Source organism: Chitinophaga lutea (assembly GCF_003813775.1).
GTDB lineage: Bacteria > Bacteroidota > Bacteroidia > Chitinophagales > Chitinophagaceae > Chitinophaga > Chitinophaga lutea.
Map to the genome: position 1 here is coordinate 2,563,618 of NZ_RPDH01000001.1, position 14,952 is coordinate 2,578,569.

At 51.0% G+C, this 14,952-nt stretch carries 16 protein-coding genes; 12 read left to right on the forward strand and 4 right to left on the reverse strand.

Annotated elements, in window-relative coordinates:
* Positions 1-109: 109 nt before the first annotated feature.
* Both EGT74_RS10345 and frr read left to right on the forward strand, forming a co-directional pair.
* Positions 110-1,177 (forward strand): MraY family glycosyltransferase, encoded by a 1,068-nt coding sequence (locus tag EGT74_RS10345; protein ID WP_246008176.1) that lies wholly within the window; start codon positions 110-112, stop codon positions 1,175-1,177.
* Positions 1,178-1,272: 95 nt separating this feature from the next.
* Positions 1,273-1,836 (forward strand): ribosome recycling factor, encoded by a 564-nt coding sequence (gene frr / locus EGT74_RS10350; protein ID WP_123846430.1) that lies wholly within the window; start codon positions 1,273-1,275, stop codon positions 1,834-1,836.
* A gap of 46 nt (positions 1,837-1,882) precedes the next feature.
* On the opposite strand, the gene EGT74_RS10355 is transcribed toward frr, so the two are convergent.
* On the reverse strand, positions 1,883-2,749 hold the full coding sequence (locus EGT74_RS10355) for a DMT family transporter (RefSeq protein WP_123846431.1): 867 nt from the start codon (positions 2,747-2,749) through the stop codon (positions 1,883-1,885).
* Between the two features lie 80 nt (positions 2,750-2,829).
* On the opposite strand from EGT74_RS10355, the gene EGT74_RS10360 reads away from it, so the two are divergent.
* From EGT74_RS10360 to EGT74_RS10405, 10 genes are all read left to right on the forward strand, one after another.
* Positions 2,830-3,603: a PPK2 family polyphosphate kinase gene (locus tag EGT74_RS10360; protein WP_123846432.1), complete on the forward strand. Its 774-nt coding sequence runs from the start codon at positions 2,830-2,832 to the stop codon at positions 3,601-3,603.
* A gap of 55 nt (positions 3,604-3,658) precedes the next feature.
* Positions 3,659-4,036 (forward strand): large-conductance mechanosensitive channel protein MscL, encoded by a 378-nt coding sequence (gene mscL, locus EGT74_RS10365; protein ID WP_123846433.1) that lies wholly within the window; start codon positions 3,659-3,661, stop codon positions 4,034-4,036.
* Positions 4,037-4,110: 74 nt separating this feature from the next.
* Positions 4,111-5,055: a DUF3078 domain-containing protein gene (locus EGT74_RS10370; RefSeq protein ID WP_123846434.1), complete on the forward strand. Its 945-nt coding sequence runs from the start codon at positions 4,111-4,113 to the stop codon at positions 5,053-5,055.
* 67 nt (positions 5,056-5,122) lie between these two features.
* Positions 5,123-5,914 (forward strand): segregation and condensation protein A, encoded by a 792-nt coding sequence (locus EGT74_RS10375; protein ID WP_123846435.1) that lies wholly within the window; start codon positions 5,123-5,125, stop codon positions 5,912-5,914.
* A gap of 4 nt (positions 5,915-5,918) precedes the next feature.
* The gene (locus EGT74_RS10380) at positions 5,919-6,821 is read left to right on the forward strand and encodes a helix-turn-helix domain-containing protein (protein WP_123846436.1); all 903 of its coding nucleotides are present in this window, start codon (positions 5,919-5,921) and stop codon (positions 6,819-6,821) included.
* A gap of 275 nt (positions 6,822-7,096) precedes the next feature.
* Positions 7,097-7,624, forward strand: a complete 528-nt coding sequence (locus EGT74_RS10385) for a YceI family protein (RefSeq protein ID WP_123846437.1) — start codon at positions 7,097-7,099, stop codon at positions 7,622-7,624.
* 10 nt (positions 7,625-7,634) lie between these two features.
* Complete coding sequence (locus tag EGT74_RS10390) at positions 7,635-8,264, forward strand: NAD(P)H-dependent oxidoreductase (RefSeq protein WP_123846438.1); 630 nt, start codon at positions 7,635-7,637, stop codon at positions 8,262-8,264.
* A gap of 111 nt (positions 8,265-8,375) precedes the next feature.
* A complete protein-coding gene (locus EGT74_RS10395; protein ID WP_123846439.1) occupies positions 8,376-8,786 on the forward strand; it encodes an OsmC family protein in 411 nt (136 codons plus the stop codon).
* Between the two features lie 171 nt (positions 8,787-8,957).
* Positions 8,958-9,671 (forward strand): pirin family protein, encoded by a 714-nt coding sequence (locus tag EGT74_RS10400; protein WP_123846440.1) that lies wholly within the window; start codon positions 8,958-8,960, stop codon positions 9,669-9,671.
* A gap of 589 nt (positions 9,672-10,260) precedes the next feature.
* The gene (locus EGT74_RS10405) at positions 10,261-10,638 is read left to right on the forward strand and encodes a hypothetical protein (RefSeq protein WP_123846441.1); all 378 of its coding nucleotides are present in this window, start codon (positions 10,261-10,263) and stop codon (positions 10,636-10,638) included.
* Between the two features lie 4 nt (positions 10,639-10,642).
* Here the strand turns inward: EGT74_RS10405 and EGT74_RS10410 are convergent, their stop codons facing one another.
* The 3 genes from EGT74_RS10410 to dxs are packed head-to-tail and all read right to left on the reverse strand — an operon-like array spanning position 10,643 to position 14,908.
* Positions 10,643-11,815, reverse strand: coding sequence for a PAS domain-containing protein (locus EGT74_RS10410; protein ID WP_123846442.1), 1,173 nt, complete (start codon positions 11,813-11,815; stop codon positions 10,643-10,645).
* Between the two features lie 51 nt (positions 11,816-11,866).
* Positions 11,867-12,922, reverse strand: coding sequence for a ferredoxin--NADP reductase (locus tag EGT74_RS10415; RefSeq protein ID WP_123846443.1), 1,056 nt, complete (start codon positions 12,920-12,922; stop codon positions 11,867-11,869).
* A gap of 57 nt (positions 12,923-12,979) precedes the next feature.
* Positions 12,980-14,908 (reverse strand): 1-deoxy-D-xylulose-5-phosphate synthase, encoded by a 1,929-nt coding sequence (dxs, locus tag EGT74_RS10420; protein ID WP_123846444.1) that lies wholly within the window; start codon positions 14,906-14,908, stop codon positions 12,980-12,982.
* Positions 14,909-14,952 lie beyond the last annotated feature (44 nt).

The window sequence follows — 14,952 nt, forward strand, 5'->3', positions numbered from 1 at the left end:
TTAATATCTTTGCACCACAACCCCCCGTATGGAGAATGTAATTATCGCGACTGTCCTGAGTTTCGTTATAACCTACTTTGCAATTCCTGTATTGATACGGGTAGCAGAGTTGAAGCATCTTTATGACGAACCGGATGAGCGTAAATCTCACAAATCCCGCATCCCCACCCTGGGTGGCCTGGGTTTCTTTGCCGGCTTTATGCTGGCATCTGCTGTTTGTGTACCATCTCAGCAGGCATTTCCCCTGCAATACCTGCTGGCAGCATTTTTCGTGATCTTTATCGTGGGCATAAAAGATGACCTTGTTGGTCTTTCCCCGATGAAAAAGCTGGTAGGCCAGCTGGTAGCGGCTTTTGCCGTAATTTACCTCGGTAATTTGCAGATCAGGAACATGTATGGCTTTTTCGGGATGGAGGAGCTGCCTTATCACTTCAGCCTGTTGCTTACTTACTTTACCTTTATCGTAGTAATCAATGCATTCAACCTGATAGACGGTATCGATGGCCTTGCCGGGAGCATTGGGCTGCTCGTATCTGCCGTACTCGGCGCTTACTTCCTGTATACCAACGAGTTGTTGTATGCCGTGATGGGTTTTGCCATGGCGGCGGGCCTGGCTGCTTTCCTGATCTATAACATCACACCTGCCAGGATCTTCATGGGTGATACCGGTTCCTTGCTGGTTGGCCTGGTAAATGCCGCCCTCATTGTCAAATTCATTGAAGTAGCCGGTAACCCTGCGGGCAAAATGCCTATTCAGTCCGTACCGGCCATCGCCTTTGCCATACTGATCATTCCCCTGTTCGACACACTGCGTGTATTTGCCATCCGCATGTCGCGCGGGCGTTCTCCCTTTACGGCAGACAGGCACCATATTCACCACTATATGCTGGCATTGGGGCTTACACACAGCCAGGCTACTCTGGTAGCCGTTTTATCCAATATCGGGTTTATCGTGCTGGCATTCGGTCTCCAGGATCTGGGCACCACTACCCTGCTTTGCCTTATCGGCGGACTGGCGTTGGGCGCTACTACAGTGCTGTTCATGCTGAAAAAAAGGAAGGAAAACGAAGCCCGGGCTGCCATACTGGTTCCGGAGCCTCAGGAAATTCCCAGCGAAAGCATCACCAAACCCAAAATTCTCCGCGTAAACACCGAAAGCATATTGCAGGATAAATAACGCGTATCCTCCCCGCACACTTTCCTTGTCCTGTTCATCCTTTGATGATTAAAAGATTTCATGTAGGTTTGCAGGCACTCTAAGTATTAATTCTTATGCAAGACGAACTTAATTTAATTCTGGATGACGCGAAGGACTCTATGCAAAAGGCCATTTCGCATCTGGAGGTGGAATTAACAAAGATAAGGGCCGGCAAAGCCAACCCCCAGATCGTGGACGGTATTATGGTAGATTATTATGGCGCACCGACGGCACTCAACCAGGTAGCCAATATCAGCGTGGCTGATGCCCGTACCCTGACCATCCAGCCCTGGGAAAAGAATATGCTGCAACCCATCGAAAGGGCTATCATCGCTTCCAACATCGGGCTGAACCCCCAGAACGACGGTATCATCATCCGCCTGTTCCTGCCCCCCCTCACCGAAGAACGCCGTAAAGAACTGGTGAAAAGAGTGAATGGCGAAGGGGAACATGCAAAAGTGGCTATCCGCAACATCCGCCGCGATGCGATCGAAGGCATTAAGAAACTGCAGAAAGACGGCTTAAGTGAGGACACCGCCAAAGACGCAGAGTCCGACGTGCAGGAACTGACCGACCGCTTTATTCAGATGGTGGATAAACATTGCGTCGCAAAAGATAAAGAAATCATGGCCATTTAATACTGGCTTACCATATGCAGAAAAGACGGGCAGCTCCCGTCTTTTTTTATTTCCGGTTAACCAGGTATACTCCACCCATAATGCCGGCCAGGCAAAGCACCTGCCAGCCATTGATGTGTTCTCCCGCTACCAGTCCCCAGCCAATGGCCACTATGGGTAAGCCATACGTTACCATCGAAGCAAACATGGCGCCTGCGGAGCGGATGAGCTGGTAAAACAGCAGGGAGGCCACGCCGGTTCCCAGTACTCCCAGGACCATGGCGGCGCCCAGGCTCATCCAGGCACTGTCTGCCTGCCGGAACGTAGCCGCAAAATCACTGAAAATAAGCACGGGTGCGGAAAACAACGCCATGAAAAACAGCGAGATGGACACCAGCTGCAGGGTGGTGTATCCTTTGAGGTAGTTGTGCACCAGGGCTATGTTGAGGCCGTAACACGCGGTGGCGGCCACGATCAGCAAACCATAATACCAATATTGATTAGCGTCTACTCCCTTTACGAGGAAAAGACAGATGACGCCTACAAAACCGATGGCGAGGCCCGTCAACTGGCGTTTCTGCACAGGCGAACGGAAGAGCAGGAGGCTGAAAATGAGGGCGAATACGGGCGTAAAGGAATTGAGCATACCCGCCAGTGAGCTGTCTATTTTCGTTTCCGCAATACAGAACAGAAAGGCAGGGATACCGTTACCAAGCAGGCCTGAAAGGATAATGACAGGTATTTTGCCTTTGGGCGTTTGCCGGATGAACCGGAAGAAAAACGGGAGTAGTACGGCACCTGCGGAAATAAGCCGGAGGCTGGCTACCTGGTAGGGGCTGAAGGATACCAGCCCGAGTTTCATCAGGATAAATGAACTGCCCCAGGTCAGGCATAGCAGCAGAAAGATCCCCCAGTTAAGCAAGCGTTGGTCCATAGCGCTGCAAAGATACCGATTCCATACATCCCAACCTGTTGTGGCGCATTTTCCTTAAATTTAAGAAACAACTCACGCATATGCCTAGTGTAAAACTCGCCGCCATCCCTACCACGGCACCAAAAAAGTTCGGGAAAGACAATACAAAAGAACGCCTCACCGCCATTCTCGGAGAGCTGGACGACCTTCAGAATTTAATGTACGCCGAACATAAACACAGTTTATTGGTTGTATTACAGGGCATGGATGCCAGCGGGAAAGACGGTGTGATCCGGGACGTATTCGGTACCATGAATCCCATGGGAGTACGGGTACAGCCTTTTAAAGCACCTACGCCGGAGGAAGCGGATCATGATTTTCTCTGGAGGATTCACCAGCACGCGCCGGCCAAAGGCATGATACAGGTGTTTAACCGCTCGCATTACGAAGATGTGCTCATACAGCGCGTGCATAACTGGATAGATGTAAAAACCGCATACAAACGGTTTAACGCCATCAATGATTTCGAGAAACTGCTGGTACAGCACAACAACACACATATCCTGAAGTTTTACCTGCATGTATCTGCCGAGGCGCAGTGGGCACGGCTCGAAGAGCGCACCAAAGACCCGCGCAAAATGTGGAAGTACAATGAGAAGGACTTTGCGGAAGCCAAACTGCACAAGGAATACCGGAAAGCCTACGAAGATGTGTTCAAATACTGCAACGACGTGCCATGGGTTATTGTACCGGCAGACCATAACTGGTACAAGGAATATGTGATCGCTAAAACGGTGCTGGATACACTGAAATCGTTGAAAATGAAGTTTCCGAAGCTGAATGGCGGAAAAAATAATGCGGATAAAAAGCCGTAAATTATTAATATCGCACCTGTTACACCACCTTTCTTTAACTCTAAAACCTAAGCGTATGTCTTTTTTCGGTGAATTTAAAGCCTTTGCCATGAAGGGAAATGTGATCGACCTGGCGGTGGGCGTTGTTATCGGCGCCGCTTTCGGGAAAATCGTGAATTCCCTGGTGGAGGCCATCATCATGCCCCTGGTCGGTATCCTGCTGCAGGGGGTCGATTTCAAGGCAAAAATGATCAAGGTAGGAGAAGCTGAAGTGAAGTACGGCTTATTCATCCAATCGCTGGTGGAATTCATCATCATTGCTTTTGCCATCTTCCTCGTAGTAAGAACCATCAACCGGTTCAACAAAAAAGAGGAAGCACCGGCAGCACCGGCTGAGCCCACAGCAACGGAAAAATTGCTGATGGAAATCCGCGACGAGCTTAAACAAAAATAACCTGCACAAAAGTCTGAACGGTTGGCTGCATCTGCGGCCAACCGTTACTATTTAACAGTTTAACCTGACCAATAATGAAAAAAGTTTACCTGGCAGCCACCATGATGCTGCTAGCTGCCACGGCCCTACATGCACAGGACGATTCCATGCGGAAACTGCGCGAGGAAACCGCTAAGAAAATCAAAAACGGGGAAAAAGACACCACCGGAAGGCTCTGGAAAAAGGGGGCCACTTTTAACCTGATGTTCAACCAGGGCTCGCTGACCAACTGGGCGGCGGGTGGCGACAAACTGTCGCTTTCCCTGCTGGGCACCCTCAACGTATTCGCGAACTATAAAAAAGACAGGCACTCCTGGGATAATAACCTCGACCTGGCTTACGGTTACGTGAATACCACCAGCCTGGGCACCCGCAAAAATGACGACCGCATTGACTTTACCTCCAAATATGGTTATGATATCGGCAATCACTGGTATCTCAGCGGTTTGTTCAACCTGCGGACGCAGTTCACCGATGGGTACCTGTACCCGGCCGACACAACACCCGAACTGGTATCCCGGTTTTTCGCCCCGGCCTATATCGTATTGTCGCCAGGTGTTGATTACATGCCGAACAAGGAGTTCTCCCTCTTTATGTCGCCGATTACCGCCCGCTGGGTAGTGGTGATGGACGATAGTCTTTCCGCAAGGGGCGCCTATGGCGTGGACACGGGCAAACACGTGAAAAGCGAGTTCGGCGCCTTTATAACCGCCACCTGGAATAAGGAAATCTTGAAGAATGTGACCTATAAAACCAAGCTCGAGCTCTTTTCCAACTATAAAAAGAACCCGCAGAATATCGACGTTTTCTGGACGAACGTGCTCAGCATGAAGGTTAACAAATGGTTAAGCGCCAATGTGAGCCTGGATATGATTTACGACGACGACGTGAAAGAGTTCGAAAACACGAAAACGGGGGTGATGGGCCCGCGGCTGCAGATAAAGCAGGTCCTGGGCATCGGCCTTACCGCGAAGTTTTAAGTGCCGGAATTTTCTTATTTTTGATAAACCTGTCGGGGTACGCCCGGCAGGTTTTTTAAATTTAACTATGAGCAACGAACAAGAAATTTACAAAATCAAATTACCCCAGTTCGAGGGGCCGTTTGATTTGTTGCTGTTCTTTATTGAAAGGGATGAGCTGGATATCTACAATATCCCCATTACCGGCCTGACCAACGACTTTCTGGACTACATCCATCATATGGAGGCGCTGAACATTGAACTGGCCAGCGAATTCATCCTGTTTATCTCCACGCTGATGCGCATCAAGGCCAAAATGCTGTTGCCGCGCAAGGAGCTGGACGAGGCGGGGAACGAAATTGACCCCCGGCAGGAACTGGTGGATAAAATCCTGGAATACAAGCGGTACAAGCAGGCAGCCGCCGAGCTGGCCGAGCAGGAAGCCAACCGTATGCTGCAGATCAAACGCGGCAATATCGCCAAAGAACTGGCGGAAATCGGGGAAGTGACCAGCGAAGGCACAGAAGTACAGACGCTCACGCTTTTTAAACTCACGAAAACCTTCGAAAAGGTGATGCAGCGGGTAAAAGAGCGGACCAACAAACCCCAGCACGTGGTATATAAATACGATTATACCATGGAAGGCTCCCGCGAGTATATGCTCGACCTCGCCCGCGCGGAAAAAACTATCGCATTCGAAAAAATCTTCGACCACTGTAAAGACCGGGTACACGCCATTTTCCTGTTCCTGGGCATGCTGGAACTGGTGCAGGCCAAATACCTGAGCATCATGGTGGGCGAAGGACGGAATAACTTTATCATTGAATTTGTGGATCCCTCCGAACGACCGGAAGGGGAGCCCGTAGTGTTTGAAGAATAAGACCATGGCGGACAAAAAAGATCAGATAGAAATCGTATCGCTGCCGGCATATGCCCAGAACGCCCACGAAAAGGCGGAATTCAGCGTGTCTACCCTCTGCAACCTGGGCCTGGGCTTTTTTGAGCACCAGAATGCCCCGCACCGCCACGATTTTTATACGATCTACTGGATCAAAAAAGGCCAGCTCACCCATACCATCGATACAGAAACCCACGTGGTGAAGAAGAACACCCTCTTTTTCCTCGCACCGGGCCAGGTTCACCAGATGAAGTTTTCGGAAAAGGTGGACGGTTATATGATCGCCTTCCACGATTCCCTGATGTGCCCCAGCGACCAGTCCGACATGGCCAGCGTACGCAACGGGCTGTTTGTGAACGACCGCTTCAGCTCCGTTATCCAGATCAATAACGAAGAAGATGAAAAGGAGCTCGACTGGATGGTGAAACGGATGATCCAGGAGGTAGATAATAAACCTCCGAGTTATGAAGTGGCCTTCCAGAACCTGTTGCAGTACTTTCTGATCGTCGCCTCCCGCAATGCCGTGCGCCCTGTTACCGTGATGCCGGAGTACCAGAGCAGGCACAACAGCGTGTTGTTCATGAATTTTAAAACACTCATCGAAGAAAAGTACCGCGAACTTAAAAACGTGTCCGATTACGCGGGATTGCTGCATATCAAACCCGTGCTGCTCAACGAAATCAGCAAACAATTGTCGGGCATCACGGCAGGGGAGCACATCCGCAACCGGGTGATACTGGAGGCGCAGCGCTACCTGTATAATACCGACCTCACCGCAAAAGAAATCGCCTATAAACTGGGCTTTGAAGACCCTCATTATTTCTCCCGCTTCTTTAAAAAGTATACGAACCAGTCGCCTTCCGAGTTCAAGGAACTGGCAAGGGTATAAGAGATTGACCTTTACCGGAGGGCCGACAGATTTTCGTTATTTGGATAAGAATTATTTAATATATCTGCTGCGGTTTTCCGATTTAAGTCTGCCCGGGCCTGCTGGGTATTTAGTTTAAGTTATTGATTATTAGCAAATTAAAAGGGTGTTATAAAAAAGTACACTCTTTCCGTCGATCTATCCATTTATAATAGATGTTACAACATGTAATTTTGTGTTGTCAATCGGAAAAACAGATTTACACAGACTATCATCAAACTTAAAACTATAACACAATGACTACCTGGAAAATTGACGCTGCCCACAGCGAAATTGAATTTAAAGTAAAGCACCTGATGATCACCAACGTAACGGGTCACTTCGGGGAATACGATGCCACCCTCACCACTTCAAAAGACGATTTCACCGATGCGAACATTTCTTTTGAAGCGAATGTGAACAGCGTGAGCACCAAAAACACCCAACGCGACGAGCACCTGAAAGGCGAGGATTTCTTTGATGCGGCGAATCATCCGAAAATTTCCTTCCAGTCAACGGAAGTGAAAAAGAAAGATGCAGACAGCTTCGTGTTGAAAGGGGACCTCACCATCCGCGGCACCACCAAACCCGTGGAACTGAACGTGGAATACGCCGGTGTTACTGTTGACCCCTGGGGCCAGACCAAAGCGGGTTTTGAGCTTAGCGGCAAAATCAACCGTAAAGATTTCGGCCTTACCTGGTCTGCCACCACAGAAGCCGGCGGCCTGGTAGTGAGCGACGATGTGCGCCTGATTCTGGCCGTGCAAATGATCAAACAAGCATAAAAAGATAACAATGGATATCCTGGAAAAACTGACGTGGCGGTATGCCACCAAAAAGTTCAATCCCGAGAAGAAGTTAGCAGAAGCGCAGTTGACAAGGATTTTGAAAGCAACCAGCCTGTCAGCTTCTTCCTACGGATTGCAGCCATACAAAATAATCGTGGTCACCGACCCGGTTGTAAGGGAACAACTGAAAGCGGTTTCATGGAACCAGGGGCAAATCACCGATGCTTCGCATCTGGTCATATTCGCCCGCTATGATAACCTGCAGGAACAACATGTGGAGCAGTACATCAGCAACATAGCCAGCACCCGGCAAATGGAAAGAGCGCAACTGAGCAGATTTGAGGATATAGTGAAAGGTACGGTAAGTAGATTGAACAGTGAGGCGGCGGCAGCGTGGACGGGCAAACAGGCGTATCTGGCGCTGGGGACTTTGTTGACGGCCTGTGCGGCGGATGGTATTGATGCCTGCCCCATGGAAGGATTCAACGCAGCTGCGTACGATGAGATTTTAGGACTGAAAGAGAAGAACCTGCGCACGGTAGTACTTGCAGCGATTGGATTTCGCGCGGATGAAGATGGTATGCAGCATGCGAAGAAAGTGAGAAAGCCTTTGGAAGATTTTGTGGAATTAGTGTAACAGGAAGTCAGAGGTTTTAGGTAAACCGGGCGAGTTTTTCGCCCGGTTTTTTAATCTTATTTCATTATTTTTAAACCCTCTAATCATCTCACCCGTAAAAAAGTTTTAATCATGAAAAGATCCGCAACTGCCAACTGGAAAGGCACCGGCAAAGAAGGAAAAGGCACCGTTTCTACCGAAACCGGCGTACTGAAAGATACCGCATATTCATTCAGCAGCCGTTTCGAGAGCGGTACCGGCACAAACCCCGAAGAGCTGATCGCAGCGGCGCATGCAGGCTGCTTCAGTATGAAACTGAGCTTTATCATTTCCGGCGCAGGCCTCACGCCCACGAGCATCGATACCAAATCGATCGTGACGTTTGAAGCAGGTGCTATTCCCAATATCCACCTGGAAGTAACTGCGAGCGTACCCGGCCTTGATGCGGCGAAATTTGCGGAAATGGCGGAAGATGCGCGCGCCAACTGCCCCATCTCCAAACTGCTTAACACCAGCATCACCATGGATGCCAAACTGGTATAATAAAAAGACCAGTGAAAATATTCCCAACGGGCCGGACGATCAGCTGAAACCTGCGTCCGGCCTGTGTTTTAAGGGCCAAATATTTGTCCATTCTTTTAGCGGGTTTGTCCATTGATACCCCCCTCCAAACATCGGATCTTTGCATCAGAAAAATAACAGGAGGAACATCATATGAAAACGATTATCCATCGCGGTAACACCCGCGGATTTGCAGACCACGGATGGTTGCAGTCTTATCACACCTTCAGCTTTGCGGGATACTACAATCCCGAGCGTATTCACTTCGGCGCATTGCGCGTACTGAACGACGATACGGTGAAAGGTGGTATGGGATTCGGCGCGCATCCGCACGACAATATGGAGATTGTGAGCATACCATTGTCTGGCGCATTGGAGCACAAAGACAATACGGGCCGGCACAAAATCATCAACCAGCACGACGTACAGATCATGAGCGCCGGTAAAGGCATTCAGCACTCCGAGTTTAATGCATCCAAAAAAGACCCGGTAAAATTTTTGCAGATCTGGCTATTCCCGAAAGAAAAGGACATTACTCCCCGGTACGACCAGAAAACGTTCGACCCTTCGGGCCGTGTCAACCGGCTGCAAACCGTCGTGGCGCCTGACCAAAGCGACGACACCCTGTGGATCAACCAGGATGCATGGTTTTCGCTCGGTAAATTCGACAAGGGCCAGTCTGTTACTTACGATACCAAACGGCCGCAGAACGGCGCCTATCTTTTTGTACTGAGCGGGAAAGTGAAAATAGGTGAGGAAATGCTCGAAAGCCGCGACGCGATCGGCGTTACGGATTACGATCAATTGCAGATCGTAGCGGAAGATGATACAGAATTCCTGTTGATGGACGTTCCCATGCTGCAGTAATATATACGTATATACGTTAGTGTTAGTGTCATTTTTAAAAGCCAATGCCCGGCAGGTGCATTGGCTTTTTTGCATTGCGGTCATCTGTAAAGGAAGTTTTACGGGAGACCGGTTTCTTTTTTTCGCGGCAATTCATGCCTGTCAGGCATCGTGTGAAGGCTGCTTTTCAACTACAGTAAGGCACCATCTGCAATATATCAGCCTCGTCAGGAATCTTCTGCGGTATAACTTTTTCAATTGTAGCAAAGGCTGCTTTTATCAGCAATATGGCACCATCAAGCGCCTTATCTTCGGACTTTCGAATAATCCGCATTATGAAAACCGCTTATCTGTTCCAACACAGATTAACCACGCTCCGGTTGTATTCGACAGGCGAACGGAGCAACGGTCTTTCTCATTCCTGTACTGTTTGTTAACAATTCAGTCCGGGCGGAGCGGTGGATAATTTCCGCGGTCAGTTTGAGGGCCGGAAACAAAAAGAATCGTAAATTAGAAGTGAGGGACAGGATATTGACCAATAAGCATGGATGCATGATGGATACAGCTTCCCTACAAGCTATCGTCATCGTTTAACTTAAATCAATATATCATGGAAGTACCAACACAGTCTACTGACCTGCAGGCACAGCTCAGCACATGGAAAAGTGAAGTTGAGGAGGTACGTGGAGATTTGCGGCAGATGCGCAGCAGGTTAGAAGAAATGGCCGCCGGGCGGCATCCCAACCATGAACAGATGGTCGAAGTAGAACACTTTCAGAACCAGTTTATCAGACAGCTGGAAGTAGCGGATGAAATGTTCCACGATTTAAAACAATCCGCCAAAAGCTTCACCAACAACAAGCCGGTAATCGTACATCACGACAGGCCGGTGGACGACTTCGATACCCTGCACGACCGTATGCAGGTATTTCACAAACTACACAACGAGCTAAAGGGAGAATTTACCCGGTTTCAATCTTACCGGTAGTGCTTTATTTATTTAATTTTTTCAGTTTGTGCTGAATCTGGTGCAGCAACCCGTCCAGCTCAACCGTGCTTTGCCTTAACAATCCCAACAGGCGGTTGTTAAGGGCAGGCTCGTTTTTGTCCAGGTCGAACATCGACATAATACCCAGGATGGACGAAACAGGGCGGCGTATTTCGTGTGAATTGATATGGGCAATGTCCTGCAGCACTTCATTCTGCTGCCTGAGCTGCTGCACGTATTGCTGCTTTTCGGTCACATCCTGTACGGCGCCGATCATCCTGACGGCTTGCCGTTTTTCGTTGTAAATGATATGCCCGCGGTCGTGCACGTGTTTGTATTCGCCGTTGGCGCAGCGGAAGCGGTATTCCGCGTCCCAGTGAACGAGGTTGTTACGGAGGGTGGCCTCGAATTTTTGCAGCATGGGCAACACATCGTCCGGATGCACACGATCGTCCCACCAGCTGCGTTTGTCGCGAATGTCCGCTTCATCGTACCCGAACAGCGTTGACGGCCCGTGGTTGCGGGTTGTATGGTCTGCCACCATATCCCAGTAATAGATGCAGTCCTGCGTAACCTGTGCCAGCAACTCGTAGCGGGTGCCGATGTCTTTAGCCATCACGGTGGAGCGTATTTCCGAATCAATATCCACCGCCATCACCAGCCTGGCTTCCAATCCTCTGAAATGAGTGGTGTGCGAGTAAATCTCTACGGGAAAAATGGATTTGTCTTTTTTCTGATGCTGCCAAACGCCGCGGTAAACAAATTCCTTGTTGGTTTTGCGTACATCTTCCAATACGTGGTTGATGGTAGACGGGTGGCGGATCTCCAGGATGGTCATCCGCATGAATTCCTCCCTGGTGTAACCGTATTTTTTTACGGCAGCGTCGTTCACGGCAAGAAATTGAAGGGTATCCCACTGGTAGATCCACATAGGCAGCGGATGCTCATAGAATAGCATCCGGAAATTGTTTTGTTTGCTGTTGCTGTTTCTGACGAGCACGTAAATAAGCACGGCCGACGCCGTAACAAAGGCCGCATGCACGGTGTACTGTAGCAACGCGGGATTAACCAGGGGAAATTGTGCTGCGAGAGAATGCCACAACCAGCTGTCAGTGCTGATCCATACCCAGCCGATTACGAGGTAGAGACCGGCTACCTTCAGTGCAGTAGCGCCCATAGCCTTAATTTGAATTGAATGTATGTAAATTCCGGAAAACGGCCAACTCCATTACCACTCCAGGGTAACGGAATCACTTTGCGCGTACCCGGTACAGGTAAGGATGAGGCCCTGCGACAGTTCTTTGTCGGTCAGTACTTCGTTGACAGACATCCAAACCTTGCCTTCCGTGCATCTGGCGATGCAGGAGCCGCATACCCCGCCTTTACAGCTGTAGGGCAGGTGCATCTCCTGGCGGAGGGCGGCATGGAGGATGGTTTCGTTACCCGGCACAGGTAACAGTTGCGATTTGTCTTCGTGCCGGAGCAGCACCTGTTTGATGGAAGCATCGTCCGGCACCTGCACCCTGGAAATTTTCGCGGCGGTATTCACCACAAAATTTTCCTTATGCAGCTGGTTGGCCTGGAACCCCATGAAAGTGAGGGTAAACTGCGCCATGCGCATGTATTCGGAAGGGCCGCAGATAAAAAACTGGGCCCGCTCGCGGGCATATTTGAGGTGTTTGGGCGCCAGCATTTCCAGCAGGCTGTTGCTCATGCGGCGGAAGGCCACCGGTTCGTCGCCGGGGTCGCTGAAGAGCCACAGGACGGTGAGCCGTTCGGGGAACTGCTTTTGCAGGGCCAGGATGCGCTGGTAAAAGATGGTATGCTGCGGGTTACGGCTGCTGTAAATAAGGGTGACATGGGCGGCCCGCTCGAAATGGAGCGCGTGCTGCAACAGGGAAAATAGGGGCGTGATGCCGCTGCCGGCGCCGAGAAAAAAAATATCCCTTTCGGTATCCGGCAGTTCGTCCAGCGTGAAGCGGCCGGATGGCAGCAGGGAAGTGACCACGTCGCCCACCTGCCAGGTGCGGTGGATGTGGCGTGATATTTCGCCGTTGGTGATGCGTTTGATGGTGACCGACATAAACGGGTCGATGCCGGGAGTGGAACTGAACGAGTAAGAGCGCCGGTATTCGGTGCCGTGCAGGGTAATCAGGAAGGTCAGAAACTGGCCGGCCTGGTATTTCACGGGCTGGCCGTTAGCGGCCTCCAGCCGGTAGGTAAACGTATCGGGCGTTTCCTGTATAATCTCGGTGATGCGTAACTGTATGTAGAGATCGCGCATGGTGGGAATCCGCTGCCATAGCGCATATGCGGCTATGGCAGCGGTATAATGTGTTTATCAGCTGGCGGTAACGGTGATTTTGGAACGGAGCATTTCCCGCACGGCGGCAGCAATGCCCGCGGCGTCGTACCCGCATTCGCGCTGCAGTTCGGCGGGTTTGCCATGCTCAATGAGACGGTCGGGGATGCCCAGGCGCTTCACATCGGCTTTATAGTCGTTGTCGGCCATAAATTCAAGGATGGCGCTGCCGAAACCGCCCTGCAGGGCGCCGTCCTCCACCGTGATCACACGGTCGAAGCGCTGGAAAATATCGTGCAGCATCTCGGTATCAAGCGGCTTCACAAAACGCATGTCGTAGTGAGCAGGCTGCAACCCGTCTGTCATCAGTTCCTTCATGGCTTCGGTAACGAAGTTGCCGGGGTGGCCGAGGGAAAGAATGGCGAGGTCGCGCCCGTCCTGGATTTTACGGCCGGTGCCCACACGGATGGGGCTGAAAGGCCTGCGCCAGTCGGGCATCACGCCTTCGCCCCGCGGATAGCGGATAACAAAGGGTGATTTATTCGAGGGCAGCTGGGCGGTATACATCAGGTTGCGCAATTCTTCCTCGTTCATGGGCGAGCTCACGATCATGTTGGGAATGCTGCGCATGTATGAAATGTCGTAGGCGCCATGATGGGTGGCACCGTCTTCCCCTACCAGGCCGGCCCGGTCGAGGCAGAAAATAACGGGCAGGTGCTGGATGGCCACGTCGTGCACCACCTGGTCGTAAGCCCGTTGCATGAAAGAAGAATAGATGTTGCAGAATACAGTCATGCCTTGGGTGGCCAGGCCGGCAGACAGGGTAACGGCGTGTTGTTCGCAGATACCCACGTCGATGGCGCGGTCCGGCATTTTCTCCATCATGAATTTGAGGGAAGAGCCGGAAGGCATGGCGGGCGTAATGCCCATGATGGATTTATTCTGTTCAGCCAGTTCGATGATGGTATGGCCGAAAACGTCCTGGTATTTGGGGGGCTGTGGCGCTTCGATGTTTTTCTTGAAGATCTCCCCGGTGATTTTGTCGAACAGGCCGGGCGCATGCCACTTGGTCTGGTCTTTTTCGGCGAGGGCGTACCCTTTGCCTTTGGTGGTTACGATGTGGAGCAGTTTGGGGCCCGGAATGTTCCGGAGATCCTGCAGGGTATCCACCAGTTTGGTGATGTTGTGCCCGTCGATGGCGCCGAAATAACGCAGGTTGAGGCTTTCAAACAGGTTGCTGGATTTGGACACCATGCCCTTTACGCTGGCTTCGAGTTTGGAGGCCATGTCTCGTGTGAACTTCTTGCCCACCGGCAGTTTGCCAAGCAGGTTCCACACATCGTCCCTGAATTTATTGTAAGTATGGGAGGTGGTAATGTCCGTCAGGTATTCTTTGAGGGCGCCTACGTTGGGATCGATCGACATGCAGTTGTCGTTCAGGATCACGAGCAGGTTGGCATTGGAGACGCCGGCGTGGTTGAGGGCTTCGAAAGCCATCCCGGCCGTCATAGCCCCGTCGCCTATTACGGCGATGTGCTGGCGGTCGTGCTCTCCTTTGTTCTTGGAGGCGATGGCCATGCCCAGTGCCGCGCCGATGGAGGTGCTGGAGTGCCCTACGCCGAAGGTATCGTATTCACTTTCGCCCCGGTTGGGGAAACCGCTGATTCCCTTGTACTTACGGTTGGTATGGAACACGTTTTTGCGGCCGGTGAGGATTTTATGGCCGTAAGCCTGGTGGCCGACGTCCCAAACCAGCTGGTCGTAAGGAGTATTATAGGCATAGTGCAGTGCCACGGTAAGCTCCACCACACCCAGGCTGGCCCCGAAATGGCCGCCGTGCACGCTCACCACGTCAATAATGAACTGGCGCAACTCGTCGCACACCTGGTGCAGCTGCTCCCTGTTCAATTTTCGCAGATCCGAAGGGTATTCGATCTGGCTCAGTAATTGACCGGCCGTAATTTCCATATCAACATTAGGGTTTAATGCCCAAAAATACATGTTTTTACGCT

Coding starts and splice junctions, on each gene's coding strand:
- EGT74_RS10400 (WP_123846440.1), top strand. CDS start 8,958: ATGAAAACGATTATCCATCGCGGTAACACCCGCGGATTTGCAGACCAC.
- EGT74_RS10405 (WP_123846441.1), top strand. CDS start 10,261: ATGGAAGTACCAACACAGTCTACTGACCTGCAGGCACAGCTCAGCACA.
- frr (WP_123846430.1), top strand. CDS start 1,273: ATGCAAGACGAACTTAATTTAATTCTGGATGACGCGAAGGACTCTATG.
- dxs (WP_123846444.1), bottom strand. CDS start 14,908: ATGGAAATTACGGCCGGTCAATTACTGAGCCAGATCGAATACCCTTCG.
- EGT74_RS10355 (WP_123846431.1), bottom strand. CDS start 2,749: ATGGACCAACGCTTGCTTAACTGGGGGATCTTTCTGCTGCTATGCCTG.
- EGT74_RS10415 (WP_123846443.1), bottom strand. CDS start 12,922: ATGCGCGATCTCTACATACAGTTACGCATCACCGAGATTATACAGGAA.
- EGT74_RS10375 (WP_123846435.1), top strand. CDS start 5,123: ATGAGCAACGAACAAGAAATTTACAAAATCAAATTACCCCAGTTCGAG.
- EGT74_RS10385 (WP_123846437.1), top strand. CDS start 7,097: ATGACTACCTGGAAAATTGACGCTGCCCACAGCGAAATTGAATTTAAA.
- EGT74_RS10395 (WP_123846439.1), top strand. CDS start 8,376: ATGAAAAGATCCGCAACTGCCAACTGGAAAGGCACCGGCAAAGAAGGA.
- EGT74_RS10380 (WP_123846436.1), top strand. CDS start 5,919: ATGGCGGACAAAAAAGATCAGATAGAAATCGTATCGCTGCCGGCATAT.
- EGT74_RS10410 (WP_123846442.1), bottom strand. CDS start 11,815: ATGGGCGCTACTGCACTGAAGGTAGCCGGTCTCTACCTCGTAATCGGC.
- mscL (WP_123846433.1), top strand. CDS start 3,659: ATGTCTTTTTTCGGTGAATTTAAAGCCTTTGCCATGAAGGGAAATGTG.
- EGT74_RS10370 (WP_123846434.1), top strand. CDS start 4,111: ATGAAAAAAGTTTACCTGGCAGCCACCATGATGCTGCTAGCTGCCACG.
- EGT74_RS10360 (WP_123846432.1), top strand. CDS start 2,830: ATGCCTAGTGTAAAACTCGCCGCCATCCCTACCACGGCACCAAAAAAG.
- EGT74_RS10390 (WP_123846438.1), top strand. CDS start 7,635: ATGGATATCCTGGAAAAACTGACGTGGCGGTATGCCACCAAAAAGTTC.